Source organism: Pseudomonas berkeleyensis (assembly GCF_014109765.1).
Taxonomy (GTDB): domain Bacteria; phylum Pseudomonadota; class Gammaproteobacteria; order Pseudomonadales; family Pseudomonadaceae; genus Aquipseudomonas; species Aquipseudomonas berkeleyensis.
This window is the reverse complement of the sequence record NZ_CP059139.1, coordinates 4,222,914-4,245,194: the sequence shown is the minus strand read 5'-3', so window position 1 is coordinate 4,245,194 and position 22,281 is coordinate 4,222,914. Positions and strand designations below refer to the sequence as shown.

Annotated in this window: 21 protein-coding genes; 17 read left to right on the top strand and 4 right to left on the bottom strand. The window is 63.0% G+C overall.

Translation table 11 applies throughout. The features are described from left to right. Positions 1–54 precede the first annotated feature (54 nt). From lysS to HS968_RS19640, 7 genes are all read left to right on the top strand, one after another. Positions 55–1,557 carry a lysine--tRNA ligase gene (gene lysS / locus HS968_RS19670; protein ID WP_179622349.1) on the top strand — a complete coding sequence of 501 codons (1,503 nt, stop codon included), beginning with the start codon at positions 55–57 and terminating at the stop codon, positions 1,555–1,557. A 142-nt stretch (positions 1,558–1,699) separates the two neighbouring features. Beyond that, entirely contained in the window at positions 1,700–2,413 is a 714-nt protein-coding gene (locus HS968_RS19665; RefSeq protein ID WP_119693272.1) for a TetR/AcrR family transcriptional regulator, read from the top strand. A gap of 37 nt (positions 2,414–2,450) precedes the next feature. Next, positions 2,451–3,002: a hypothetical protein gene (locus HS968_RS19660; protein WP_182368312.1), complete on the top strand. Its 552-nt coding sequence runs from the start codon at positions 2,451–2,453 to the stop codon at positions 3,000–3,002. An 8-nt stretch (positions 3,003–3,010) separates the two neighbouring features. Further along, positions 3,011–4,300 carry a flavohemoglobin expression-modulating QEGLA motif protein gene (locus tag HS968_RS19655; RefSeq protein WP_119693270.1) on the top strand — a complete coding sequence of 430 codons (1,290 nt, stop codon included), beginning with the start codon at positions 3,011–3,013 and terminating at the stop codon, positions 4,298–4,300. Between the two features lie 96 nt (positions 4,301–4,396). Continuing rightward, positions 4,397–5,143 carry a TIGR00266 family protein gene (locus tag HS968_RS19650; protein WP_119693269.1) on the top strand — a complete coding sequence of 249 codons (747 nt, stop codon included), beginning with the start codon at positions 4,397–4,399 and terminating at the stop codon, positions 5,141–5,143. Beyond that, positions 5,133–6,026 carry an alpha/beta hydrolase gene (locus HS968_RS19645; protein WP_238338864.1) on the top strand — a complete coding sequence of 298 codons (894 nt, stop codon included), beginning with the start codon at positions 5,133–5,135 and terminating at the stop codon, positions 6,024–6,026. The genes HS968_RS19650 and HS968_RS19645 overlap by 11 nt, the downstream gene beginning before the upstream one ends. Beyond that, positions 6,023–6,346, top strand: a complete 324-nt coding sequence (locus HS968_RS19640) for a hypothetical protein (RefSeq protein WP_017362792.1) — start codon at positions 6,023–6,025, stop codon at positions 6,344–6,346. The genes HS968_RS19645 and HS968_RS19640 overlap by 4 nt, the downstream gene beginning before the upstream one ends. A gap of 77 nt (positions 6,347–6,423) precedes the next feature. On the opposite strand, the gene HS968_RS19635 is transcribed toward HS968_RS19640, so the two are convergent. After that, positions 6,424–7,209, bottom strand: a complete 786-nt coding sequence (locus HS968_RS19635) for an OmpA family protein (protein ID WP_119693267.1) — start codon at positions 7,207–7,209, stop codon at positions 6,424–6,426. A gap of 47 nt (positions 7,210–7,256) precedes the next feature. Further along, positions 7,257–7,670 (bottom strand): DUF4398 domain-containing protein, encoded by a 414-nt coding sequence (locus HS968_RS19630; protein WP_179622345.1) that lies wholly within the window; start codon positions 7,668–7,670, stop codon positions 7,257–7,259. Between the two features lie 459 nt (positions 7,671–8,129). Between HS968_RS19630 and ppc the strand changes: the two genes are divergently transcribed. From ppc to HS968_RS19595, 7 genes are all read left to right on the top strand, one after another. Then, positions 8,130–10,766, top strand: coding sequence for a phosphoenolpyruvate carboxylase (gene ppc, locus HS968_RS19625; protein WP_182368310.1), 2,637 nt, complete (start codon positions 8,130–8,132; stop codon positions 10,764–10,766). A gap of 223 nt (positions 10,767–10,989) precedes the next feature. Next, entirely contained in the window at positions 10,990–11,637 is a 648-nt protein-coding gene (gene adk, locus HS968_RS19620; protein WP_106736811.1) for an adenylate kinase, read from the top strand. A gap of 185 nt (positions 11,638–11,822) precedes the next feature. Next, entirely contained in the window at positions 11,823–12,596 is a 774-nt protein-coding gene (locus HS968_RS19615) for a 5'-nucleotidase, lipoprotein e(P4) family (RefSeq protein ID WP_182368308.1), read from the top strand. Positions 12,597–12,711: 115 nt separating this feature from the next. Then, positions 12,712–13,395 carry a tRNA (adenosine(37)-N6)-threonylcarbamoyltransferase complex dimerization subunit type 1 TsaB gene (gene tsaB / locus HS968_RS19610; RefSeq protein ID WP_182368306.1) on the top strand — a complete coding sequence of 228 codons (684 nt, stop codon included), beginning with the start codon at positions 12,712–12,714 and terminating at the stop codon, positions 13,393–13,395. 113 nt (positions 13,396–13,508) lie between these two features. Next, positions 13,509–13,853, top strand: coding sequence for a hypothetical protein (locus tag HS968_RS19605; RefSeq protein ID WP_106736808.1), 345 nt, complete (start codon positions 13,509–13,511; stop codon positions 13,851–13,853). Between the two features lie 24 nt (positions 13,854–13,877). Then, the gene (locus HS968_RS19600) at positions 13,878–14,747 is read left to right on the top strand and encodes a DUF72 domain-containing protein (RefSeq protein ID WP_182368304.1); all 870 of its coding nucleotides are present in this window, start codon (positions 13,878–13,880) and stop codon (positions 14,745–14,747) included. A 12-nt stretch (positions 14,748–14,759) separates the two neighbouring features. Next, positions 14,760–15,461 (top strand): extensin-like domain-containing protein, encoded by a 702-nt coding sequence (locus HS968_RS19595; RefSeq protein WP_182368302.1) that lies wholly within the window; start codon positions 14,760–14,762, stop codon positions 15,459–15,461. A 114-nt stretch (positions 15,462–15,575) separates the two neighbouring features. On the opposite strand, the gene HS968_RS19590 is transcribed toward HS968_RS19595, so the two are convergent. Continuing rightward, the gene (locus tag HS968_RS19590; RefSeq protein WP_238338863.1) at positions 15,576–16,343 is read right to left on the bottom strand and encodes a hypothetical protein; all 768 of its coding nucleotides are present in this window, start codon (positions 16,341–16,343) and stop codon (positions 15,576–15,578) included. 106 nt (positions 16,344–16,449) lie between these two features. Here HS968_RS19590 and HS968_RS19585 point away from each other — a divergent pair, with 106 nt between their 5' ends. Then, positions 16,450–17,235, top strand: a complete 786-nt coding sequence (locus HS968_RS19585) for a class I SAM-dependent methyltransferase (RefSeq protein WP_119693259.1) — start codon at positions 16,450–16,452, stop codon at positions 17,233–17,235. On the opposite strand, the gene HS968_RS19580 is transcribed toward HS968_RS19585, so the two are convergent. Next, positions 17,232–17,867: a TetR/AcrR family transcriptional regulator gene (locus HS968_RS19580; protein ID WP_182368300.1), complete on the bottom strand. Its 636-nt coding sequence runs from the start codon at positions 17,865–17,867 to the stop codon at positions 17,232–17,234. The two genes, HS968_RS19585 and HS968_RS19580, sit on opposite strands and share 4 nt — an antisense overlap. 144 nt (positions 17,868–18,011) lie before the next feature. Between HS968_RS19580 and HS968_RS19575 the strand changes: the two genes are divergently transcribed. Both HS968_RS19575 and HS968_RS19570 read left to right on the top strand, forming a co-directional pair. Then, a complete protein-coding gene (locus HS968_RS19575) occupies positions 18,012–19,115 on the top strand; it encodes an efflux RND transporter periplasmic adaptor subunit (RefSeq protein ID WP_119693257.1) in 1,104 nt (367 codons plus the stop codon). Positions 19,116–19,121: 6 nt separating this feature from the next. Continuing rightward, positions 19,122–22,208, top strand: coding sequence for an efflux RND transporter permease subunit (locus HS968_RS19570; RefSeq protein ID WP_182368298.1), 3,087 nt, complete (start codon positions 19,122–19,124; stop codon positions 22,206–22,208). The last annotated feature ends 73 nt before the right edge of the window (positions 22,209–22,281 follow it).

Below are 22,281 nucleotides of genomic sequence, written 5' to 3'. Positions count from 1 at the left end.
TCAGATGGCCTACAACGAATTCAATTGAAAGATACGCCAGGCAGACAAGCGACCATGAGCGACCAACAACTCGACCACAACGAACTGCAACAGGAAGAAAACAAGCTGATTGCCCAGCGCAAGGAAAAGCTTGCTGCCGTCCGTGAGCAGGGCATTGCCTTCCCCAACGATTTCCGCCGCGACAGCCTGTGCGCCGACCTGCAGAAACAGTACGAGGGCAAGAGCAAGGAAGAGCTGGAAGCCGCTGCCATCCCGGTGAAGATTGCCGGGCGCATCATGCTCAACCGTGGCGCCTTCATGGTGCTGCAGGACACCTCCGGTCGCCTGCAGGTCTACGTCGACCGCAAGGGCCTGCCGGCCGAGACCCTGGAAGCGATCAAGACCTGGGATCTGGGCGACATCATCGCCGCCGAAGGCACCCTGGCGCGTTCCGGCAAGGGCGACCTGTACGTGCACATGACCAACGTGCGCCTGCTGACCAAGTCGCTGCGTCCGCTGCCTGACAAACACCACGGCCTGACCGACACCGAGCAGCGCTACCGCCAGCGCTACGTCGACCTGATCGTCAACGAGGAAACCCGCCACACCTTCCGCGTGCGCTCGCAGGTGATCGCCCACATCCGTCGTTTCCTCAATGACCGCGGTTTCCTCGAAGTGGAAACCCCGATGCTGCAGACCATCCCCGGTGGCGCGGCGGCCAAGCCGTTCGAGACCCATCACAATGCGCTGGACATGGCCATGTTCCTGCGTATCGCCCCGGAGCTGTACCTCAAGCGCCTGGTGGTTGGCGGCTTCGAGAAAGTATTCGAGATCAATCGCAACTTCCGTAACGAAGGCGTCTCGACCCGGCACAACCCCGAGTTCACCATGCTCGAGTTCTACCAGGCCTACGCCGACTACCGCGACAACATGGATCTGACCGAGGAGCTGTTCCGCGAGCTGGCCCTGGCCGTGCTGGGCACCACCGACGTGCCGTACGGTGACAAGGTGTTCCACTTCGGCGAGCCGTTCGTGCGTCTTTCGGTGTACGACTCGATCCTCAAGTACAACCCGGACATCACCGCGGCTGACCTGAACGACGTCGAGAAGGCCCGCGCCATCGCCAAGAAGGCCGGCGCCAAGGTGCTCGGCCACGAAGGCCTGGGCAAGCTGCAGGTGATGATTTTCGAGGAGCTGGTGGAGAGCAAGCTGGAGCAGCCGCACTTCATCACCGAGTACCCGTTTGAAGTCTCGCCGCTGGCGCGTCGCAACGACCAGAATCCGAGCGTCACCGACCGCTTCGAGCTGTTCATCGGTGGCCGCGAGATCGCCAACGCCTACTCCGAGCTCAACGACGCTGAAGACCAGGCCGAGCGTTTCCTCGCCCAGGTGGCGGAGAAGGACGCCGGTGACGACGAAGCCATGCACTACGACGCCGACTTCGTTCGTGCGCTCGAGTACGGCATGCCGCCCACCGCCGGTGAAGGCATCGGTATCGACCGCCTGGTGATGCTGCTGACCAACTCGCCGTCGATCCGCGACGTCATCCTGTTCCCGCACATGCGTCCGCAGGCTTGATGCCTCACGAAAAGCCGCCTTCGGGCGGCTTTTTGCTACCTGTCGTTCCACTTTGTGGGGCGTGTCGGCGTGGATGGTGTTTCAACGGCCTGTTAACCATTACTCTGAGTGCCATAACCAGAACGTAGAGGGTCGACCCATAGTGAGTTCCGTTTCTGCGTCCCCGAATGCCACCGAGGCAGCCAACGCCGTTGCCGAGAGTGTCCAGTACCAGGGCCGCAAGGCCAGCCGACAAGGTAGCGAGCAACGCCGCCAGGCGATTCTCGATGCCGCCATGCGCATCATCGTGCGCGATGGCGTGCGCGCCGTACGTCACCGCGCGGTCGCTGCCGAGGCGCAGGTACCGCTGTCGGCCACGACTTATTACTTCAAGGATATCGATGACCTGATCACCGATACCTTCGCCTTGTTCGTCGAACGCAGCGCCGCGCAGATGGCGGCTTTCTGGGCCAGCACCCAGGGCGCGCTGCAGGAGATGGTCGGTCGTCTCGATGGCAGTGAAGCTGCGCGTCGACAACTGGCCGATGAAATCGCCGAGCTGGCGGTGCAATACGTGCAACGTCAGTTGCGCGAGCGCCGCGAGCACCTGATCGCCGAGCAGGCGTTCCAGCAGGAGGCGCTGCTCAATCCACGCCTGAGTGACCTGGTTCGCGCCCATCGCCAGATCCTGCAGCAGGGTGTGACGCACTTCTTCGAAGTGCTCGGCTCGCGCCAGCCGGAGCAGGATGCCGTGCTGTTGACGGCTACCATCGTGCGGATGGAGTATCAGGGCCTGCTCGACGGCATCGAGAATCTGGACAGCCAGGGAATGCTGGCCATCCTTAAACGCTACATGAACCTGGTTCTCGGGCTTTGATGCCCAACCGGCTGGTGGTTTTCACAAGGAGAGCGAAATGAAAGCCTGGCGCGTACTGGTCGCCTTATCCTTCCTGATGTTGAGTGGCTGTCTGGTCACTTTCAAGGATCCGATTCCGGCCAATGAGGCGGCACCGATCCCGCTGCTGGGCGAATGGACCCGGCAGGACGAATGGGGCGATCAGCTCTTTCTGGAAATCACCCGTGCCGGTGCCAACCTGTACGAAGCGCGCATTTACGAAGGCAGTGCGGACAACCTCGACAGCCTCGAGGAGTTTGGCTTCACCGTCGCCCACCACGGTCGTCGCTGGTATCTCTCGGCTGGGCTGCCCAAGAGCCTCGGTGCCAACTTCGCCATCGCCGGTTTCGAGCTGACCCGGGACAACGAACTGGTGGTGTACAACCTCGATACCGACCGCATCCTTCAGGACATGGAAAAGGGCCTGCTGGAAGGCCAGACCGTCTCCATGCCCGAAGCCGATGGTGCCTTGATCACCAGCCCGCTGGAGAAGGTACTCGCTTACCTCGACGATCCGGCCAACGCCGACCTGTTCGTCGAAGTGGCGCGCTATCAGCGGGGTGCCGACTAGGAAAAGCAATGAACAGCCAGCAAAAACTGGACGATTACCAGCTCTGCATTCGTGCCCTGAGCGACCGTATCGTCGAGGCGCAGACGCCGATCCGCGTGCTCGATGCAGTGAAGTGGGATGACGGCATCCGCGACGGTTTTCTCAAGGCCAAGGGCAAGCAACCACCAGCGGTGGATCGCGACTACTACCTGAGCCGGCCGCTGGCCTTCGATGCGCAAGCGAAGAAGCTGGAATTCCAGAACATCGAGCGCGACATCACCCGCCAGCTCGGCCAGTTCAATCCGGTCGGGCAGATCATGCGACGCATGTGCAAGGAATACCGCATGGTCATCCGCATGCTCGAGGCGCGTGGCACCGAGGACTTCGGGCTGATCAGCCAAGAGCTCTACGGCGCCGCCTCCGACGCTTTCCATGCCGGTGATCCGACCCTCGCCGATCTCGGCCTGATGCTTTCGGACTACCTCAACAACATCGCCGCCCGTGGCGACCTGGAAGACGAGCCCAAGGTGCTTGGCGCCGCCGATGCGGTGAGTATCCTGCAACAGCGCCTGGCCGGCGTGTTCGGCGACGACACCATTCGCGTGTTCGAGTCCGACGGTATCCTCGCCGACGCCGCGGCTGGCGCCGACTACATCAAGATTCGCAGCGATGCGCGCTTCAACGAGCGTGACGTCAAGGCGCTGGAGGTGCATGAGGGGCTGGTGCATGTCGGCACCACGCTCAATGGCTTGAACCAGCCGATCTGCACCTTCCTGGCCAAAGGCCCGCCCTCGTCGACGGTGACCCAGGAAGGCCTGGCCATCCTTATGGAAGTGATCGCCTTCGCCTCCTACCCGACGCGCCTGCGCAAGCTGACCAACCGTACCCGCGCCATCCACATGGCCGAAGAGGGGGCGGATTTCCTCGAGGTGTTCGAGTTCTTCCGCGAGCAGGGTTACGGCCTGGAAGGTGGCTACAGCAACGCCAGCCGGGTGTTCCGTGGTTCGTTGCCGAACGGCCTGCCGTTCACCAAGGATCTGTCGTATCTCAAGGGTTTCATCCTGATCTACAACTACATCCAGTTGGCGGTGCGCAAGGGCAAGCTGGAGCAGATTCCGCTGCTGTTCTGCGGCAAGACCACCCTGGAAGATATGCGCACCCTGCGCAAGCTGGTGGACGAAGGCCTGGTGCTGCCGCCCAAGTACCTGCCGCCGCAGTTCCAGGATATGAACGCTCTGTCGGCCTGGATGTGCTTCTCCAACTTCCTCAACCATTTGAGCCTGGATCGGATCGAAGCGGACTACGCCAATATCCTCTAGCGACTGCAGGGTGCGCCGTGCGCACCACGGCGCCAGCGTGCAGTCTGATCGACGAAGCTTGTCTAACCCTGCCGTAGCAACCCAGGAGACCAACGAGTGCCCAGCCATCAACTCGACTACGAAATTCTCGGCAGCTCAGCGCAGTCGGTGGAGATCGTTCTCGACCCTGGCGAAACGGTGATCGCCGAAGCCGGGGCGATGAACTACATGACCGAGGGTGTGCGTTTCGAAACGCGTATGGGCGATGGCTCGTCCAGCGGTCTGCTGGGCAAGCTGTGGAGCGTCGGCAAGCGCATGCTGACTGGCGAATCGCTGTTCATGACCCACTTCAGCAATGCCGGCAAGAACCAGGCGCGGGTCGCCTTCGCCGCGCCTTACCCGGGTACCGTGGTGCCCATCGACCTGGCCAAGATAGGCGGCCGGTTGATCTGCCAGAAAGATGCCTTTCTCTGTGCGGCGCATGGCACCAGCATTGGTATCAGCTTTGCCAAGCGTCTGGGCGCGGGGTTCTTTGGTGGTGAAGGGTTCATCCTGCAGAAGCTCGAAGGTGATGGTTTGGCCTTCGTGCATGCCGGCGGCACGGTGATTCGCAAGGAGCTGAACAACGAAACCCTGCGTCTGGACACCGGCTGCCTGGTGGCCTTCAGCAGTGGTATCGATTACGACATCGCTCTTGCTGGCGGCCTGAAGAGCATGCTCTTCGGTGGCGAAGGCATTCTGCTGACCACGCTCAAGGGCACCGGCACGGTGTGGATTCAAAGTTTGCCGTTCTCGCGCCTGGCCGAGCGCGTCTATGCCGCGACCGTACAGGCGCGCGAAGAGGTTCGCGCTGGTGGCAAGTAGCCTGCGAGCGCTGGCGTTGCTGCTGGCCAGCCTGTGGCTGGTCGGTTGCAGTGGCTTGTTGTTTTACCCCGAGCCAGGGTTGCCGATCACCCCGGAGCGTGCCGGGCTGGAATACCGCGACATCGAACTGCGCGCCGCCGACGGCACGCGTCTGCACGCCTGGTGGTTGCCGGCCAAGGCTGGGGTGAAGGTCAAGGGTACGGTACTGCACCTGCACGGCAATGGCGGCAATCTGGCCTGGCACCTGGGCGGCGTTCACTGGCTGCCGGAGCAGGGCTATCAGGTGCTGATGCTGGATTATCGGGGCTATGGCCTGTCCGCCGGCAAGCCGCGATTACCCGAGGTCTATCAGGATATCGATGCGGCCTTCGCCTGGCTCGCACAGGCGCCGCAGGTGCAGAGCGCGCCGCTTTTCGTGCTGGGGCAGAGTCTTGGTGGCGCTCTGGCCGTGCATTACCTGGCCGAACATCCCGAGCGGCGCTCAGCCCTGCAGGGCATGGCCTTGGATGGTGTACCGGCGAGTTACCGTGATGTCGCCCGCTACGCACTGAGCACGTCCTGGCTGACCTGGCCGTTGCAGGTGCCATTGTCCTGGCTGGTACCGGATGCCGACAGTGCAATCAACAGCATCGATCGGCTCCAGGGTTTGCCGCTGATGATCTATCACAGTGTTGACGATACGATCGTGCCGCTTTCCAATGGTCGCCGTTTGTATCAAGCTGCGCGCCCGCCACGCGCCTTTCAGGCAACCCGTGGGCCGCACGTGCAAACCTTTGCCGAGCCCGCCTGGCGCCAATCGTTGCTGGCGTTTTTCAGTGCGCCGCAGGCTTTTGTCGAACGCCAGGTGCCGGCTACCGAATCCGCAACAGAGAATCTGCAATGACCGAACGCAATCCCATCCCTCTGATCCTCACTGGTGTCGCCAGCATCGTCGGTACCGTTGGCGTGCTCTGGTATTACGGTTATGTGCACTTCGCCAAGCCGGAAGATGCGCTGCTGCTGTCCGATTTCACCATGCTCAAGACCATTCCTGGCGAGGACTACAAGGTTTCGCTGAAGCCTGCTGACCAGGTGGCGCAGTGCATCGACGGCGTGCTGGTGCTGTTCGACCTGCAACAGAAGGGCCTGACCGGCGTGCTGGTGGATAACAAGAAGCAAGCCGTGCGCTGCATGGGCCAGGAAACTCCAGCACTGGAGCAGTAAGGCCAAAACGCTTACGTAGGGCGCATGACCAAAAAGAAACCCGCCATCAGGCGGGTTTCTTCATTGCGCTGGCGCTATCAGGCGCCGCTAGCCGAACGGGGTGCGACCGGCTGGTTGTCGTTGGAGATGGTCACCTCCACGCGACGGTTCTGCGCACGACCGGAGTCGCTGGAGTTGTCCGCAACCGGATACTCCTTGCCGTAACCCTGGGCGACGATACGCGTCGGCTCGACGCCAGCGCGAATCAGCGCGCGACGTACGGATTCGGCGCGACGCTCGGACAGGCCCTGGTTGTAGCTGGCCGAGCCGACGCTGTCGGTGTAGCCCTCTACGATCACCTGACGCTCCGGGTTTTCCTGGAGGAAGCGCGCCAGTTGCGTGACGTTGGGCAGCGCGCTGCTCTTGAGTTCGGCCTTGTTGAAGTCGAACAGTACGTCACCGAAGGTCACCAGGGTGCCGCGCTCGGTCTGCTTGGCGTTGAGGCTGTCCTGCAGCTTGCGAATCTGTGCATCACGCGCATCGAGCAGGGCCTGGGCACGTTGCGCCGAGGTGTTCTTCAGTTCGGCTTCGGCGGTACGCAGGGCGATGGTCTGCTTGGCCACCTCGACGCGCTGATTGGTCAGGTAGGCCAGCTGGTCGACCTTCTTCTCGTCTTCCTTCTCCATGTAGGCCTTGTCGGCCTTGTTCAGCCATTCCTGGGCTTCCTTGGTTTCCAGTGCGGCGACTTTGCTCGCCTGCGGGTCGCTCTGCAGCGTGGAGAAGTTGCTGCGGGCCGACTCCAGGTTGGCATTGGGCTGGTGCGAGCAGGCGGCCAGGCCGACGCTCAGGGCCAGAAGGGCGGGGATCATTACGTGTTTACGCATGGCGTTCATCCTTTGATCTGTCAGCGAATGGGTGGGGTGCATGCGGCTCACTGAGCGCTACGCATGCCTTCCTCACGCAGTTCCTGCACACCCTGGCGGGCGTCCTGCAGTGCTTGTTCGGCTTTGGCGGCCTGGGCCTTGCGCTCGGCGAGACGAGCATCCCACTCGGCCTGTTCGGCCAGGCGGCGGGCTTTCTCGTACTCCTTCTCATGCATGGCCAGTTCGGCCTCCTTGAGCTTGTCCTGCGCCGATTTCATTTCCACGGCGGCAAACTCGGTACCGCCAGCGCTGATTGCCGAATTCACGGCAGACTGCGTCACGGCGTACTGCTCACTGGGCGGATTACCGGCGCAGCCCGCGAGTACCAGGCTGCTGCCCAGTACCAGTGCAGCCAGCTTGATCCCATGCAGACGAGTGCGCTGGGCTTTTTCGGTATGGGTCTTCATGGCGGCTAACTCCATTTGAAACACTCCTATGAATGACGATATCCGTGACATCTGGCGCATCAGGACGGCGTTTTACCCAAGGGGTTGCTGATGCCGGCATTGCTTGATGGCCTACCGAATGGACAGGCATTTTTTTTGGATAGTTCATAAAAAAAGACAGTGAGCTTATGTTTTATGGGATGACCGGTTGGTCAACTTATCGCTCGCTCCATGCGTTCAATTGCCTCGCAGCACTGCATTGAACAGCTTGTTCAATGGGCTCTGCACGCCCGTGGTGACGTCTGGCATGCGTTGGAAAGGCTTATGCCAAACGGATTTATGAGCATTTCATGAAGGTTTTTGAACAAAATAACGAACAGGTGGTGGCGCCCAATGCAGCACTGTTTGCATGTGCATTGGGAGAGGCGACCCAGCCTTGTAAGTAACGGAAGGGCTGTGCACTCTGTTGACCTTGGTTAGCAGAAGGAGTGCGACATGGCGGAAATCGATGCGCGTCTACGTGAGGAAGTTCACCTGCTCGGCGAGTTGCTTGGGCAAACCATCAGTACTCAGTTGGGCGACGACTTCCTCGACAAGATCGAGCGCATTCGCAAGAGCGCCAAGGCCGGTCGGCGTGGCTCTGCGGCAGGTGCCGAGCAACTGAGCAGCACCCTGGGCGATCTTGGTGACGACGAGTTGCTGCCCGTGGCGCGCGCCTTCAATCAGTTCCTCAACCTGGCCAATATTGCCGAGCAACAGCATCGGGTACGTCGCCGTCGGCCGAATGAGCCCGAACCTTTCGAGTTGCGTGTGCTCGACGAACTGCTCGAACGTCTGCTTGCCGCAGGTCAGGGCGGCGATGAGCTGGCGCGTCAGTTGGGGCGCCTGGATATTCAACTGGTGCTGACAGCGCACCCTACCGAAGTGGCGCGGCGCACCCTGATCCAGAAATACGATGCCATCGCCGCGCAACTGACGGCGCTGGATCACAGCGACCTGTTGCCGGTCGAGCGCGAGCGCATCATCGAACGGCTGCAGCGGTTGATCGCCGAGGCCTGGCATACCGAGGAGATCCGTCGCAGCCGACCCAGCCCGGTGGATGAGGCCAAGTGGGGCTTCGCGGTCATCGAACATTCGCTGTGGCTAGCGGTGCCGCGTTTCCTGCGCAAGGCCGACCAGAGTCTGCACGCCGCCACTGGGTTGCGCTTGCCGCTGGAAGCCGCGCCGATCCGCTTCGCTTCGTGGATGGGCGGGGATCGTGACGGTAACCCCAATGTCACCGCCAAGGTCACCCGTGAAGTGTTGTTGTTGGCGCGCTGGATGGCGGCGGATCTGTACCTGCGCGACATCGATCAGCTGGCTGCCGAGCTTTCCATGCAGCAGGCCAGCGATGCGCTGCTTGCCCAGGTCGGCGACAGTGCCGAACCCTATCGGGCGCTGCTCAAGCAACTGCGTGAGCGTCTGCGTGAAACCCGCAGTTGGGCGCAACAGGCGCTCACGGCTGCCGTGGCTCCCAGTGCGGCGGTGTTGCAGGACAATCGCGACCTGCTGGCGCCGCTGCAACTGTGCTACCAGTCGCTGCACGAGTGCGGCATGGGCGTGATCGCCGATGGCCCGTTGCTCGACTGCCTGCGTCGGGCGGCGACGTTCGGCCTGTTCCTGGTGCGTCTCGATGTCCGCCAGGACGCCGCACGGCATGCCGCCGCGCTGTCGGAAATTACCGATTATCTTGGTCTGGGGCGCTACGCCGACTGGGACGAAGACGCACGCTTGAGTTTCCTGCAGCGCGAACTGGATAACCGCAGACCGTTGCTGCCAAGCGACTACCGACCCTCTGCCGATACGGCCGAAGTGCTCGCCACCTGCCGTGAAGTGGCCGCTGCGCCTGCGGCCTCGCTGGGTTCCTATGTGATCTCCATGGCTGGCGCCGCCTCCGATGTACTGGCGGTGCAACTGCTGCTCAAGGAGGCCGGGTTGCGCCGGCCGATGCGCGTGGTGCCACTGTTCGAAACCCTGGCTGATCTGGATAACGCCGGCCCGGTCATCGACCGTCTGCTCGGTCTGCCAGGCTATTGCGCCCGTCTGCACGGCCCGCAGGAGGTGATGATCGGCTATTCGGATTCGGCCAAGGATGCCGGCACCACCGCTGCGGCCTGGGCGCAGTACCGCGCCCAGGAAGAACTGGTGCGCCTGTGCGCTGAACATCAGGTCGAGTTGCTCCTGTTCCATGGTCGCGGTGGCACCGTCGGCCGGGGCGGTGGTCCGGCACACGCGGCGATCCTGTCGCAACCGCCCGGTTCGGTCGCGGGGCGTTTCCGCACCACCGAGCAGGGGGAAATGATTCGTTTCAAATTTGGCCTGCCGGATATCGCCGAGCAAAACCTCAATCTCTACCTGGCCGCCGTGCTGGAAGCCACGCTACTGCCACCGCCCGCACCGGAGCCGAGCTGGCGAGCCATGATGGACCGTCTGGCCAGTGCTGGCGTGACGGCCTATCGCGCCGTGGTGCGTGAGCATCCGCAGTTCGTCGAGTACTTCCGCCAGGCTACGCCGGAGCAGGAACTGGGCCGCCTGCCATTGGGCAGCCGGCCGGCCAAGCGGCGCGAGGGCGGCGTGGAGAGCCTGCGGGCGATTCCCTGGATCTTCGCCTGGACGCAGACGCGGCTGATGCTGCCAGCCTGGCTCGGATGGGAGCAGGCGCTGGGCCAGGCCCTGGCCGATGGCGACGGTGAACTGCTCAAGCAGATGCGCGAGCGCTGGCCGTTCTTCCGTACCCGTATCGACATGCTGGAGATGGTGCTGGCCAAGGCTGACGCCAGCATTGCCGCGCTTTATGACGAGCGCCTGGTCGAACCGGCGCTGCGTCCATTGGGTGCGCAGTTACGCGACCTATTGTCGCAGGCATGTGCTGCGGTGCTGGAATTGACCGGTCAGTCACAGCTGCTTGCGCACAGTGTCGAAACCCTGGAATCGATCAGCGTGCGTAATACCTATCTCGACCCGCTGCATTTGCTGCAGGCCGAGCTTCTGGCCCGCTGCCGGCTGCGTGAACAGGCGCCGGAGAGCCCTCTGGAGCAGGCGCTATTGGTCAGCGTGGCGGGGATCGCGGCGGGTTTGCGCAACACCGGTTGAGGTGGCTGAACACGTTGTCAGGTATAGGTTCAGTCGCTGCCAAAAGCAGCGTACGAGTCGCCGGAAGGAGGTTTTTTATCCGACTTTTGGCGGCTTGTGCCGCTGGGGTGCGCTGTGTATCTTGAGCAGCCTTTTGGCCGCTACAGCTGCCGTACACACTTAAGAGATTGGCCCCACGAGGCGAGTCCGACCGATTACTACATAACTCTTGAGGAGCACATCGATGCGCGTGATTCTGCTGGGGGCGCCCGGTGCCGGCAAAGGTACCCAGGCTCGCTACATCACCGAGAAATTCGGTATTCCGCAAATCTCCACTGGCGACATGCTGCGTGCTGCGGTCAAGGCCGGCACCGAACTCGGCCTGAAGGCCAAGAGCGTGATGGATGCCGGTGGCCTGGTTTCCGATGACCTGATCATCAATCTGGTCAAGGAGCGCATCGCTCAAGCCGATTGTGCCAACGGTTTCCTGTTCGACGGTTTCCCGCGCACCATTCCGCAGGCCGAAGCCCTGCGTGACGCTGGCGTGACCCTCGACCATGTCGTGGAAATCGCCGTCGACGACGAAGAAATCGTCAAGCGTCTGTCCGGCCGTCGCGTACACCCGGCTTCCGGCCGCGTCTACCACACCGTATACAACCCGCCGAAGGTCGCCGGTCAGGACGATGTCAGCGGTGAGGAGCTGGTTCAGCGCGAAGACGACAAGGAAGAAACCGTGCGTCATCGTCTTTCCGTCTACCACTCGCAGACCAAACCGCTGGTGGACTTCTACCAGAAGCTCTCTGCCGAGACCGGTACGCCGAAGTACACCCACATTCCGGGTGTTGGCAGCGTCGAAGACATCACTGCGAAGACCCTGGCTGCTCTGGACTGAGTCCACTGAGCCAGCTGTCCTCCTGCCAAGGCCCCGAAAGGGGCCTTGGTTGTTTATGGAACACGGATACGTTCTGGTCGCTCTCAAGCATGGCCGCGCAACATCGGCCGACTAGTATCGACGATGCGAACCTCCGGCCGGCGCCGGAGGGAGTTGATACGTGAACCAATAGAAGAGGGCATTCAATGACCGAGAAACGCATCTGGCTGGGCCTTGCGGTATCGCTGCTGGCCACTCCGCTGGCATTCGCCGACTCCACCGCACAGGGCAAGGCCGACTGTTCCGTCGCCGAATTCACCATGGGCTTGCGCTTTCAGCAGCAGTCGGCGGAAGTCCAGGCGCTGCAGCTGCAGGCTTACAACATCGCCACGGAGAAACTCGACAAGGCCGTGGCTGCGGCGAAAGATCCGTCGAAGCTGGCCATCGTCACTGACCTAGATGAAACCGTGATCGACAACAGTGCTCTGCTCGCGCGTGACCTGGCCAACTGTCACCAGTACGACGCCTGGGACACCTGGCTGCCCTGGGAGCGCGATGGCACGCCGGAGTTGATTCCTGGTGCGAAGAAATTCCTCGAGCACGCCGACAAGCTCGGTGTGACTATCCGCTACATCTCCGATCGCGCCGATGAACAGAAGAAGTACACCCTGGCCACTCTGAGCAAGCTGGGCCTGCCGCAGGTGTCTGAAGAGAGCGTGCTGCTGCTGGGGCCACCCAAGGTCGAACGTCGCGCCATCGTCAGTGCCGATCATCAGATCATCATGCTGCTGGGCGACACGCTGCATGACTTCGATGCCCGCTTCCGCAAGACGCCGCTCGATGCCCAGCGCAAGACCGTCGCCGAGGAGTCCGATAAGTGGGGCGTCGAGTGGATCGTGTTCCCCAACGCCGGTTACGGCACGTGGTCCAAGGCGCCGCTGAAAGGCTGGGACGCCGAGCCGGTGGTCGAGCCCTGGTAAGGCCAGGCTGACCTCCGCTGGTCATTCGGTGGCAGTCAGAGGCTGTCGTGGCGCTGGAAAAAAAATCCCCGAGCCGGTCTAATGCCGGCTCTTTTTCTTCAGCTGTCCGAATGCAATGACCACTCTCCTGGCCCTGGATACCGCTACCGAAGCCTGTTCCGTCGCACTGCTGCATGACGGTCGCGTGCTCAGCCACTACGAAGTGGCGCCGCGTCTGCATGCTCAGCGCCTGCTGCCGATGATTCAGCAACTGCTGGGCGAGGCGGGGATCGCCGCGGCACAACTGGATGCGATCGCCTTCGGTCGCGGCCCTGGTGCCTTCACCGGCGTGCGCATCGCCATCGGTGTCGTGCAGGGCCTGGCCTTCGCACTGGATCGACCGGTGCTGCCGGTATCGAACCTGGCCGTGCTCGCTCAGCGTGCGCTGCGGGAGCAGGGCGCGACTCAGGTGGCTGCGGCCATCGATGCGCGCATGGACGAGGTCTACTGGGGTTGCTACCGCGTCGAGGCCGGCGAGATGCGCTTGCTCGGGCAGGAAGCGGTGCTGCCGCCGGAGCAGGCCGAGGCGCCGCGCGGCAGCAGTGGCGAATGGTTTGGGGCCGGTACCGGCTGGGGCACTTTCGCGTCACGTATCGCCCTCAAGCCGGCGGCCATGGATGGCAGCCTGCTGCCGCATGCCGAAGACCTGCTGAGCCTGGCTCGTTTCGCCTGGGCCCGTGGCGAGGCATTGCCGGCCGATCAGGCACAGCCGGTATACCTGCGCGATCAGGTCGCCACGCCCAAGGCGCCACCCGCGTGACAACTGGTCGGATGCTGATCGCCAGCAGGCTCGCGGTATTTGCCAACACCCGTGCTCGCCGCTACATTGCCAGCATTGTCACTTGTTCAGCCGAGCCTACCGAGCAGTCCTAGATGCGGATCGACGGTTACCTACCTCCTTACTCGCCAGATCGCGGCCCCCGTTCGGGGACTGCGGTCACGCCTTATCGTGAGGCACAGCGGGAGGTCGAGGCGCAGCGTGAGCAGCCGGCAGCACCTGCCAGTAGCCAGGGGCTGGAGCAGGCGCCGCAGATTCGTCGGGTACAAGCCAGCAGCGCCGGTAACGACAGCTTGCCGACGCGTGCGCAGGATGCCACCTACGCCCAGCCTGCACCGGGCAGTCGCGCCGCGCAGGCGCTTGCCAGTTACAGCACCACGGCTGCCTACGCCAATGATTACGACGCCCAGGAAGTACTCGGGCTCGACCTCTACGCCTAACGGCGTATCGTTGTTACCCATTCGATGACCTCAGCCTTTCCCTATCATCTTGGTTGCCCTTCATGGAGCGAGGCTACCTGGCGCTCCACGCTCTATCCGGACGATACCCGCTCTGGCGATTTTCTCGCCTGCTATGCACAGGTGTTCAATGCCGTGGAGGGCAATACCACCTTCTACGCGCGGCCTTCCGAGCAGACCGTTGCGCGTTGGGCCGAGCAGATGCCGGAGAACTTCCGCTTTTGCGCCAAGCTGCCCCGCGACATCAGCCACGGTGGTGACCTTTGCCAGCAACTGGATGAGGTCGAGCAGTTTCGCCAATTGCTGGCACCGCTTGGGGCACGGGTAGCACCTTATTGGCTGCAGCTGCCGGCCAGCTTCGGCCCCTCACGTCTGGCCGAGCTCGCTGCATTCATCGAGCAATGGGGTGATTGGCCGCTGGCCGTCGAAGTGCGCCACCCGGAATTCTTCGCCAAGGGCGATGCCGAGCGCCTGCTCAATCGCCTGTTGCATGAGCGGGGCGTCGAGCGCATCTGCCTGGATTCGCGCGCGCTGTTCAGTTGCGACTCGCAGGCGCCTGCGGTACTGCACGCACAGGCCAAGAAGCCGCGTCTGCCAACCCGGCCTGCGGCGTTCAGCCAGAACCCGCAGCTGCGCTTCATCGGTCACCCGGAGCTGCTGGCCAACGATCCCTTCATGACGCCCTGGCTGGACAAGGTCGCCGGCTGGATCGAGCAGGGGCTACGCCCTTACGTGTTTGCCCATACCTCGGACAATCGCCTGGCGCCCGAGCTGGCGCGGCGTTTTCACGAGCAATTGATCCAGCGCCTGCCTGGTTTGCCTGAGTTGCCGGTATTGAAGACGGAGCCGGAACTGGAGCAGCTCGGCTTGCTCTGATAAGGGATGAATATGCTGATACGGATAATCGGCCGTTTGCTGTTTCTCTCCGTGCTACTGGGTGCGGCGCTGCTGCTGGCGCTGTGGCGTGGTTGGCTGGATGTCGCGCCGCGTTTCAACCCCTGGGCGCCGCTGGATGTAAGAGAGACGCCGAACCTGCTGACGCCTTTCAAACTCTGGCGCCTGAGCGAAGATCGCGAATTGTGCGACCTGGCCCTGGCGACTTCCGAGTTGCGTGTCACGCGCCTGCCTGACAGCACGCCGCACCCAGGTTGCCCGGTGGAGAATGCCGTGCGCATCCAGGGGGCCAGGGTTGGCCTTAGCAGCAGCTTCATGGCCACCTGCCCGCTGGCGGTGAGCTTCGCTCTGTTCGAGCGACATGGGCTGCAACCTGCGGCGCAGGCCGTGTTCGGTCAGCCGGTGACCCGTGTCGAACACGTTGGCAGCTTCGCCTGCCGCAGCATTGCCGGCAGTCAGCGGCCCAGCCAGCACTCCTATGCCAATGCGCTGGATATGGTCGGCTTCCGTCTGCGCGACGGTCAGCACATCAGCGTGCTGCGGGATTGGCCACGGGAGGACGACAAGGCGCGTTTCCTGCGTCTGGTGCAGGCAGCGGCTTGCGACAGCTTCAATGTCACCCTCGGCCCTGAATACAACGCTGCGCACCGTGACCACTTTCACGTGGATATGGGAATGTGGCGGATGTGCCGCTGAGGCGCTTGTGATCCGTAGGGCGGCTTTACGTAGGGTGTGCCGTGCGCACCCAGCAAGCACCGCGTGATTCCCGGTGCGCACGGCGCACCCTGCTCGTATGTCGGCGCGGCGCGACTAGCGCTTGGCTAACAGCAGATCGGCCGCCTGACCGCTGCGTCCATCGGCGAATTCGAACTGCCCCAGTTGCGCGATCTGGTCGTAGGCGCCGAGAGCGATGCTGACATCGCGGGCGCGCAGGTCGATGGCGCTGACGCCGGCTTCACCGAGCGTTTGCAGATGCTGACGGCCCTGGCTGTCGAAGCGCAGCAGACGTAGCTGGTGGAATACCGCATCGGCAGCATCGATACGTCCGTCACCGTTGTCGTCGAAGCGCGCCAGCTCGGCGAAACCGTTGGCGGCGCCGTGCTGATCGCCAAACAGCTCGCGGCCATCGTCGATGCGCCCGTTGCCGTTACGATCGAGCGCCAGTAGCGCGTCGTCGCCGGTGGGCACGCTGATCGAATCCATACGTCCATCGGTATCCAGATCGAAACGCACCGCACGGCCAAGACCACTGGTGGAGAATCCGTTGCCAGCCAGATCCAGCACCAATGGGTCGACCTGCTGGGGCGCCTGGCCCACGCTGACATTCAACTCCAGGCCGCGCTGCTCGATGACCGCCTGGCTGACGGCGGCTGCGCTGCTGGCTACGGCAGGTGGCGCGGCGGTTTCCCGCAGCTCGCGAGCAATTTCCCCCGGTTTCTGCTCGTCTTCAATACCCAGGGTACGGCGCAGGATCTGATAATTGATCGACTCATGCGCCGCGCTGTCGAGCTCATCGTCCAGTGGGCGAGGGCTGGCAGGGCTGCTGCTTGGGCGTGGAGCGGAGAGGGCGTCGAACATGTTTGCACTCGATGCGGCTGTCGGCGGCCGGGTCTGGCAGAATGCCGCTTCTTCGATATCGGCCAGGCGGCTGATGGTTTGAGTGATTTTTGAGCAGAACGAGCCAATGACCGACGAGCGGCACAACGCCAGCATCCGTATCCAAACCTTGCATCCTCAGTACGCCGAAGCGGCCGCCCGATGGGCGTCTCGCCTGGGGCTGGCGCAGGAGGGGGAAACCGAGTTCGCCCTGCAATTGGGTGACGATGGGCTGCAACTGGTGGAGCTGGGCGACAAGGCGCCCGGCCCGGTGCGGGTGGATTTCGTCGAGGGCGCCGCGGCGCACCGGCGTCAGTTTGGCGGCGGCAGTGGGCAGATGATCGCCAAGGCGGTGGGTGTGCAGCCGGGTGTTCGGCCGAACGTTCTCGACGCAACGGCAGGCCTAGGGCGCGATGCGTTCGTGTTGGCCAGTCTGGGTTGCAGAATGACCCTGATCGAACGCCAACCGCTGGTCGCTGCGCTGCTGGAGGACGGGCTGCAGCGTGCGGCGCTCGACCTCGAAGTGGCGCCTATCGCAGAGCGTATGCGCCTGTTCACCGGCAATGCCATCGAGCTGATGCGCAACTGGCAGGGCGAGGCGCCGCAGGTGATCTATCTCGATCCGATGTTTCCACATCGCGACAAGAGCGCGCTGGTGAAGAAGGAGATGCGCTTGTTCCGTCCCTTCGTGGGGGACGACCTGGATGCGCCGGCATTGCTCGAAGCGGCGCTGGCGCTGGCCACTCATCGTGTAGTGGTCAAGCGCCCGCGCAAGGCACCGGCAATCGAGGGGGGCAAGCCGGGCTACGTGCTGGAGGGTAAATCCAGCCGTTACGACATCTACCCGAAGAAGAAGCTGGAAGCCGGCGCTTAGGGCCTGTAGGCGCGCAGAAACAGTTGCACCGCGTCCTGCACATGATGTTCGGCGGCTTCACCTTCCAGCGGTTCGCCGCAACCGATCAGCAGGCGGAAATGTGCGCCGCCCTTGAGCAGACTGAAGAAGTGATCGGCGGCCAGATGCGGATCATCCAGGTTCAGCAGGCCGCGCTTGGCGGCTTTGTGCAGTAGCACTTCCATCTCTTCCTGCACCCGCTTGGGGCCGGCTTCGTAGAACATCTGCGACAGCTTCGAGCCCTGGCTGGCCAGGATCACCATCATCCGGTGCATTTCTACCGATTCGCGGCTGTTGACCAGCGCCAGGAAGCCGCGCGCGATCCCTATCAGCTGGCTTTCCAGCGGCACGTTATCCGGCAGTTCGAAGAGCAGCTCGGGGAGCTGCTCTTCGCATTTGGCCTTGATCGCAGCGGAGAACAGCGTCTCCTTGTCGGTGAAGTGGCTGTACACCGTGAGCTTGGAAACACCAGCCTCAGCGGCGATGGCGTCCATACTGCTGCCATCGTAACCATTGCGCAGAAACAGGCTCTTGGCCGCTTCGAGAATGGCGAGGCGTTTGGCGGGATCCTTCGGACGGCCGGGACCGGAAGGTTGTAACAACTTGTCAGGCATTGGCGGATTTTAATACTGGACTGGCGAGTTTGCTATTTTTACTATACCCGGCAGTACAAATATTCCAAAGGGTATCTCCAAAAGCATTGGCTAGGCAGTCAGCTTTGGGAGGCAGCCCGAAACCTTCTCCGAAAGGTCTTACACATGTCTCGCCACGTTCTCCCGCTTGTTGCATCTCTGGGTCTCGTATTTCTGTTGTCTGCCTGCGGCAATAGCGAGCAGATGGAGCAGCCGATCCGGCCTGCCATGGTGGTGCAGCCGCAGCCGGCCACCGCTCTGGTCGACAGTTATCCGGGAGAAGTGCGCGCCCGTTACGAGCCGGAGCTGGCATTCCGTATCGGCGGCAAGGTGAGCAAGCGCATGGTGGATGTCGGTGACCGGGTGAAGAAGGATCAGGCGCTGGCCGAACTCGACCCGCAGGACGTGCGCCTGCAGCTGGAAGCCACCCGCGCGCAAATGGCCGCGGCCGATGCCAACTTGCAGACCGTGCGTGCCGAGCGTGAGCGCTACAAGACGCTGCTCGAGCGCAATCTTGTCAGTCGCTCGCAATTCGACAATATCGAAAACCAGTACCGCGCCGGCGAAGCCCGTCTGAAGCAGGTCAAGGCCGAGTACGACGTGGCCCGCAACCAGACCGACTATGCCGTGCTGCGCGCCTCGCAGGACGGCGTGATCGCACGGCGTGCGGTCGAGGTGGGGCAGGTCGTGGCCGGCGGCCAGACCGTTTTCACCCTGGCTGCCGACGGCGAGCGAGAGGTGTCGATCAGCCTGCCGGAGCAGAGCTTCGGGCGTTTCGAGATTGGCCAGGCAGTCGAGGTGGAGCTGTGGTCGCAGCCTGATCAGCGCTTCCCCGGTCGCATCCGCGAGATGGCGCCCGCGGCCGATCCGCAATCGCGTACCTTTGCCGCCCGTGTCGCCTTTACCGAGGGGAAGGTGCCGGCCGAACTGGGGCAGAGCGCACGGGTTTTCATTGCCAGCAATGGCGAGGTGCCGCTGGCCGTGCCGCTGTCGGCACTCAGTGCCGAGCAGGATCAGCCGTTCGTCTGGGTCGTCGATCCCAAGGCGCACACCGTGCAGCGTCGTCTGGTACGTGTTGGCGCCTATGGTGATGAGCGTGTGCCGGTGCTGGAGGGGCTTTCCGCCTCCGATTGGGTCGTGGCAGCAGGTGTGCAGATTCTGCGTGAGGGGCAGCAGGTTCGCCCGGTCGATCGCGACAACCGCAACGTCGAACTGGCTGCCAAGGAGTAAGCCCGCATGAGCTTCAACCTGTCTGCCTGGGCGCTGCGCCATCGCCAGATCGTCCTCTACATCATGCTGCTGTTCGCCGTGGTCGGTGCGCTGTCCTATACCAAGCTGGGACAGAGTGAAGACCCGCCGTTCACCTTCAAGGCCATGGTGATTCGCACCAACTGGCCGGGTGCCAGTGCCGAAGAGGTGTCGCGCCAGGTCACCGAGCGCATCGAGAAGAAGCTGATGGAGACCGGCGAGTACGACCGCATCACCAGCTTCTCCCGTCCGGGCGAGTCGCAGGTCACCTTCATGGCGCGCGACTCCATGCGCAGCTCGCAGATTCCCGAGCTGTGGTATCAGGTGCGCAAGAAGATCAGCGACATCCGCCACACGCTGCCGCCCGGCATCCAGGGGCCGTTCTTCAACGACGAGTTCGGCACCACCTTCGGCAATATCTATGCATTGACCGGCAGTGGCTTCGACTACGCCGTGCTCAAGGACTACGCCGACCGCCTGCAGTTGCAACTGCAGCGGGTCAAGGACGTCGGCAAGGTCGAGCTGGTCGGCTTGCAGGATGAGAAGATCTGGATCGAGCTGTCCAACACCAAGCTGGCGACCCTCGGCCTGCCGCTGTCGGCGGTGCAACAGGCGCTGGAGGCACAGAACGCAGTGGCGGCCGCCGGCTTCTTCGAGACGCCCAGTGAGCGTATCCAGCTGCGCGTGACCGGGCGTTTCGAGTCGGTGGAGGAGATTCGCGAGTTCCCCATTCGCGTCGGTGACCGCACGTTCCGTATAGCGGACGTGGCCGAGGTCAAGCGCGGCTTCAACGATCCACCCGCGCCGCGCATGCGCTTCATGGGCGAGGACGCCCTTGGTATCGCCGTGTCGATGAAGGATGGCGGCGACATTCTGGTGCTGGGCAAGGCGCTGGAAGATGAGTTCGCCCGTCTGCAACAGACGCTGCCGCTGGGCATGGAGCTGCGCAAGGTGTCGGATCAGCCAGCGGCGGTGAAAACCGGCGTGGGCGAGTTCGTCAAGGTGCTGGTGGAGGCGCTGGTGATCGTGCTCGCGGTCAGCTTCTTCTCCCTCGGGGTGCGCACCGGCCTCGTCGTGGCGCTGGTGATTCCGCTGGTACTGGCGATGACATTCGCCGCTATGTATTACCTCGGCATCGGTCTGCACAAGATTTCTCTCGGCGCGCTGGTGCTCGGGCTCGGCCTGTTGGTGGATGACGCGATCATCGCGGTGGAGATGATGGCGATCAAGATGGAGCAGGGCTATGACCGCTTCAAGGCGGCCAGTTTCGCCTGGACCAGCACCGCCTTCCCCATGCTCACCGGGACGTTGATCACCGCTGCCGGCTTTCTGCCCATTGCCACGGCTCAATCCGGTACGGGCGAGTACACCCGTTCGATCTTCCAGGTGGTAGCCATTTCGCTGATCGCCTCGTGGATCGCGGCAGTGATGTTCGTGCCGTATCTGGGTGACAAGCTGCTGCCGGATCTGGCCAAGCTGCACGCGGCCAAGCATGGCGGTAGCGCCAGTGGTCATGACCCCTATTCGACGCCGTTCTATCGCCGCGTTCGCGCCACGGTGGAGTGGTGCGTGCGCCGTCGGGGCATCGTGATTCTGCTGACCATTGCGCTGTTCGTCGCTTCGGTGCTGTTGTTCCGCTTCGTGCCGCAACAGTTCTTCCCTGCCTCCGGGCGTCTGGAGCTGATGGTCGACATCAAGCTGGAAGAGGGCGCTTCGCTGAGTGCGACCGAGGCCGAAGTGCACCGTCTGGAAAAACTGCTCAAGGAGCAGACCGGCATCGATAACTATGTGGCCTATGTCGGTACTGGATCGCCACGTTTCTACCTGCCGTTGGATCAACAGTTGCCAGCGGCCAGCTTCGCCCAGTTCGTGGTGCTGGCCTCTAGCATCGAGGAGCGTGAGCGTCTGCGTGGCTGGCTGATCCAGGTCATGAACGACGAGTTCCCGAGTCTGCGTAGCCGCGTCAGTCGCCTGGAGAACGGGCCGCCGGTGGGCTACCCGATCCAGTTCCGGGTCAGTGGTGAGCACATCGAGGATGTCCGCGCGCTGGCCCGTCAGGTGGCGGACAAGGTGCGTGAGAATCCGCATGTGGTGAATGTGCATCTGGACTGGGAAGAGCCGAGCAAGGTGGTGATCCTCAATATCGATCAGGATCGTGCCCGCGCCCTGGGGGTCAATACCGCCGAGCTGTCGCGCTTCCTGCAGGGCTCCTTGTCCGGTACCAGCGTCAGCCAGTACCGCGAGGGCAACGAACTGATCGAAATCCTCCAGCGCGGTACGCCGCAGGAGCGCAAGGCACTGAGTTTGCTGCCGAGCCTCGCGGTACCGACCGACAGCGGCCGCAGCGTGGCCCTTTCGCAGGTGGCGACGCTGGAGTACGGCTTCGAGGAAGGCATCATCTGGCACCGCAATCGCCTGCCCAACGTCACCGTGCGGGCCGATGTCTATGGCAAGGAGCAGCCGGCCAGCCTGACGCAGCAGATCCTGCCGACTCTGGAGCCGATTCGCGCCGAGTTGCCGGATGGCTACCTGCTGGAAGTGGGTGGCACGGTGGAAGACTCGCAGCGTGGTCAGAAATCGGTGAACGCCGGTATCCCGCTGTTCATCGTGGTGGTACTGACGCTGCTGATGTTGCAGCTCAAGAGCTTCTCGCGTTCGGCAATGGTGTTTCTCACCGCGCCGCTGGGGCTGATTGGCGTGACGTTGTTCCTGCTGATCTTCCGCCAGCCGTTCGGCTTCGTCGCCATGCTCGGCACCATCGCCCTGGCCGGGATGATCATGCGCAACTCGGTGATTCTGGTGGATCAGATCGAGCAGGACATCAGTCACGGTCTGGATCGCTGGCACGCGATCATCGAGGCGACGGTGCGGCGTTTCCGGCCCATCGTACTGACCGCCCTGGCGGCTGTGCTGGCGATGATCCCGTTGTCGCGCAGCGTGTTCTTCGGGCCGATGGCGGTGGCCATCATGGGCGGCCTGGTTGTTGCCACGGCGCTGACCCTGCTGTTCCTGCCGGCGCTGTATGCGGCGTGGTTCCGGGTCAAGGAAAACGAGGTGCGGCAGGACGCGCATTGATCCAGGGTTCCGTGGCGGTGCGCACGGCGCACCCTACGGAGCTTTCAGGCCGCGCTTCGGTGGCAACGAGGTG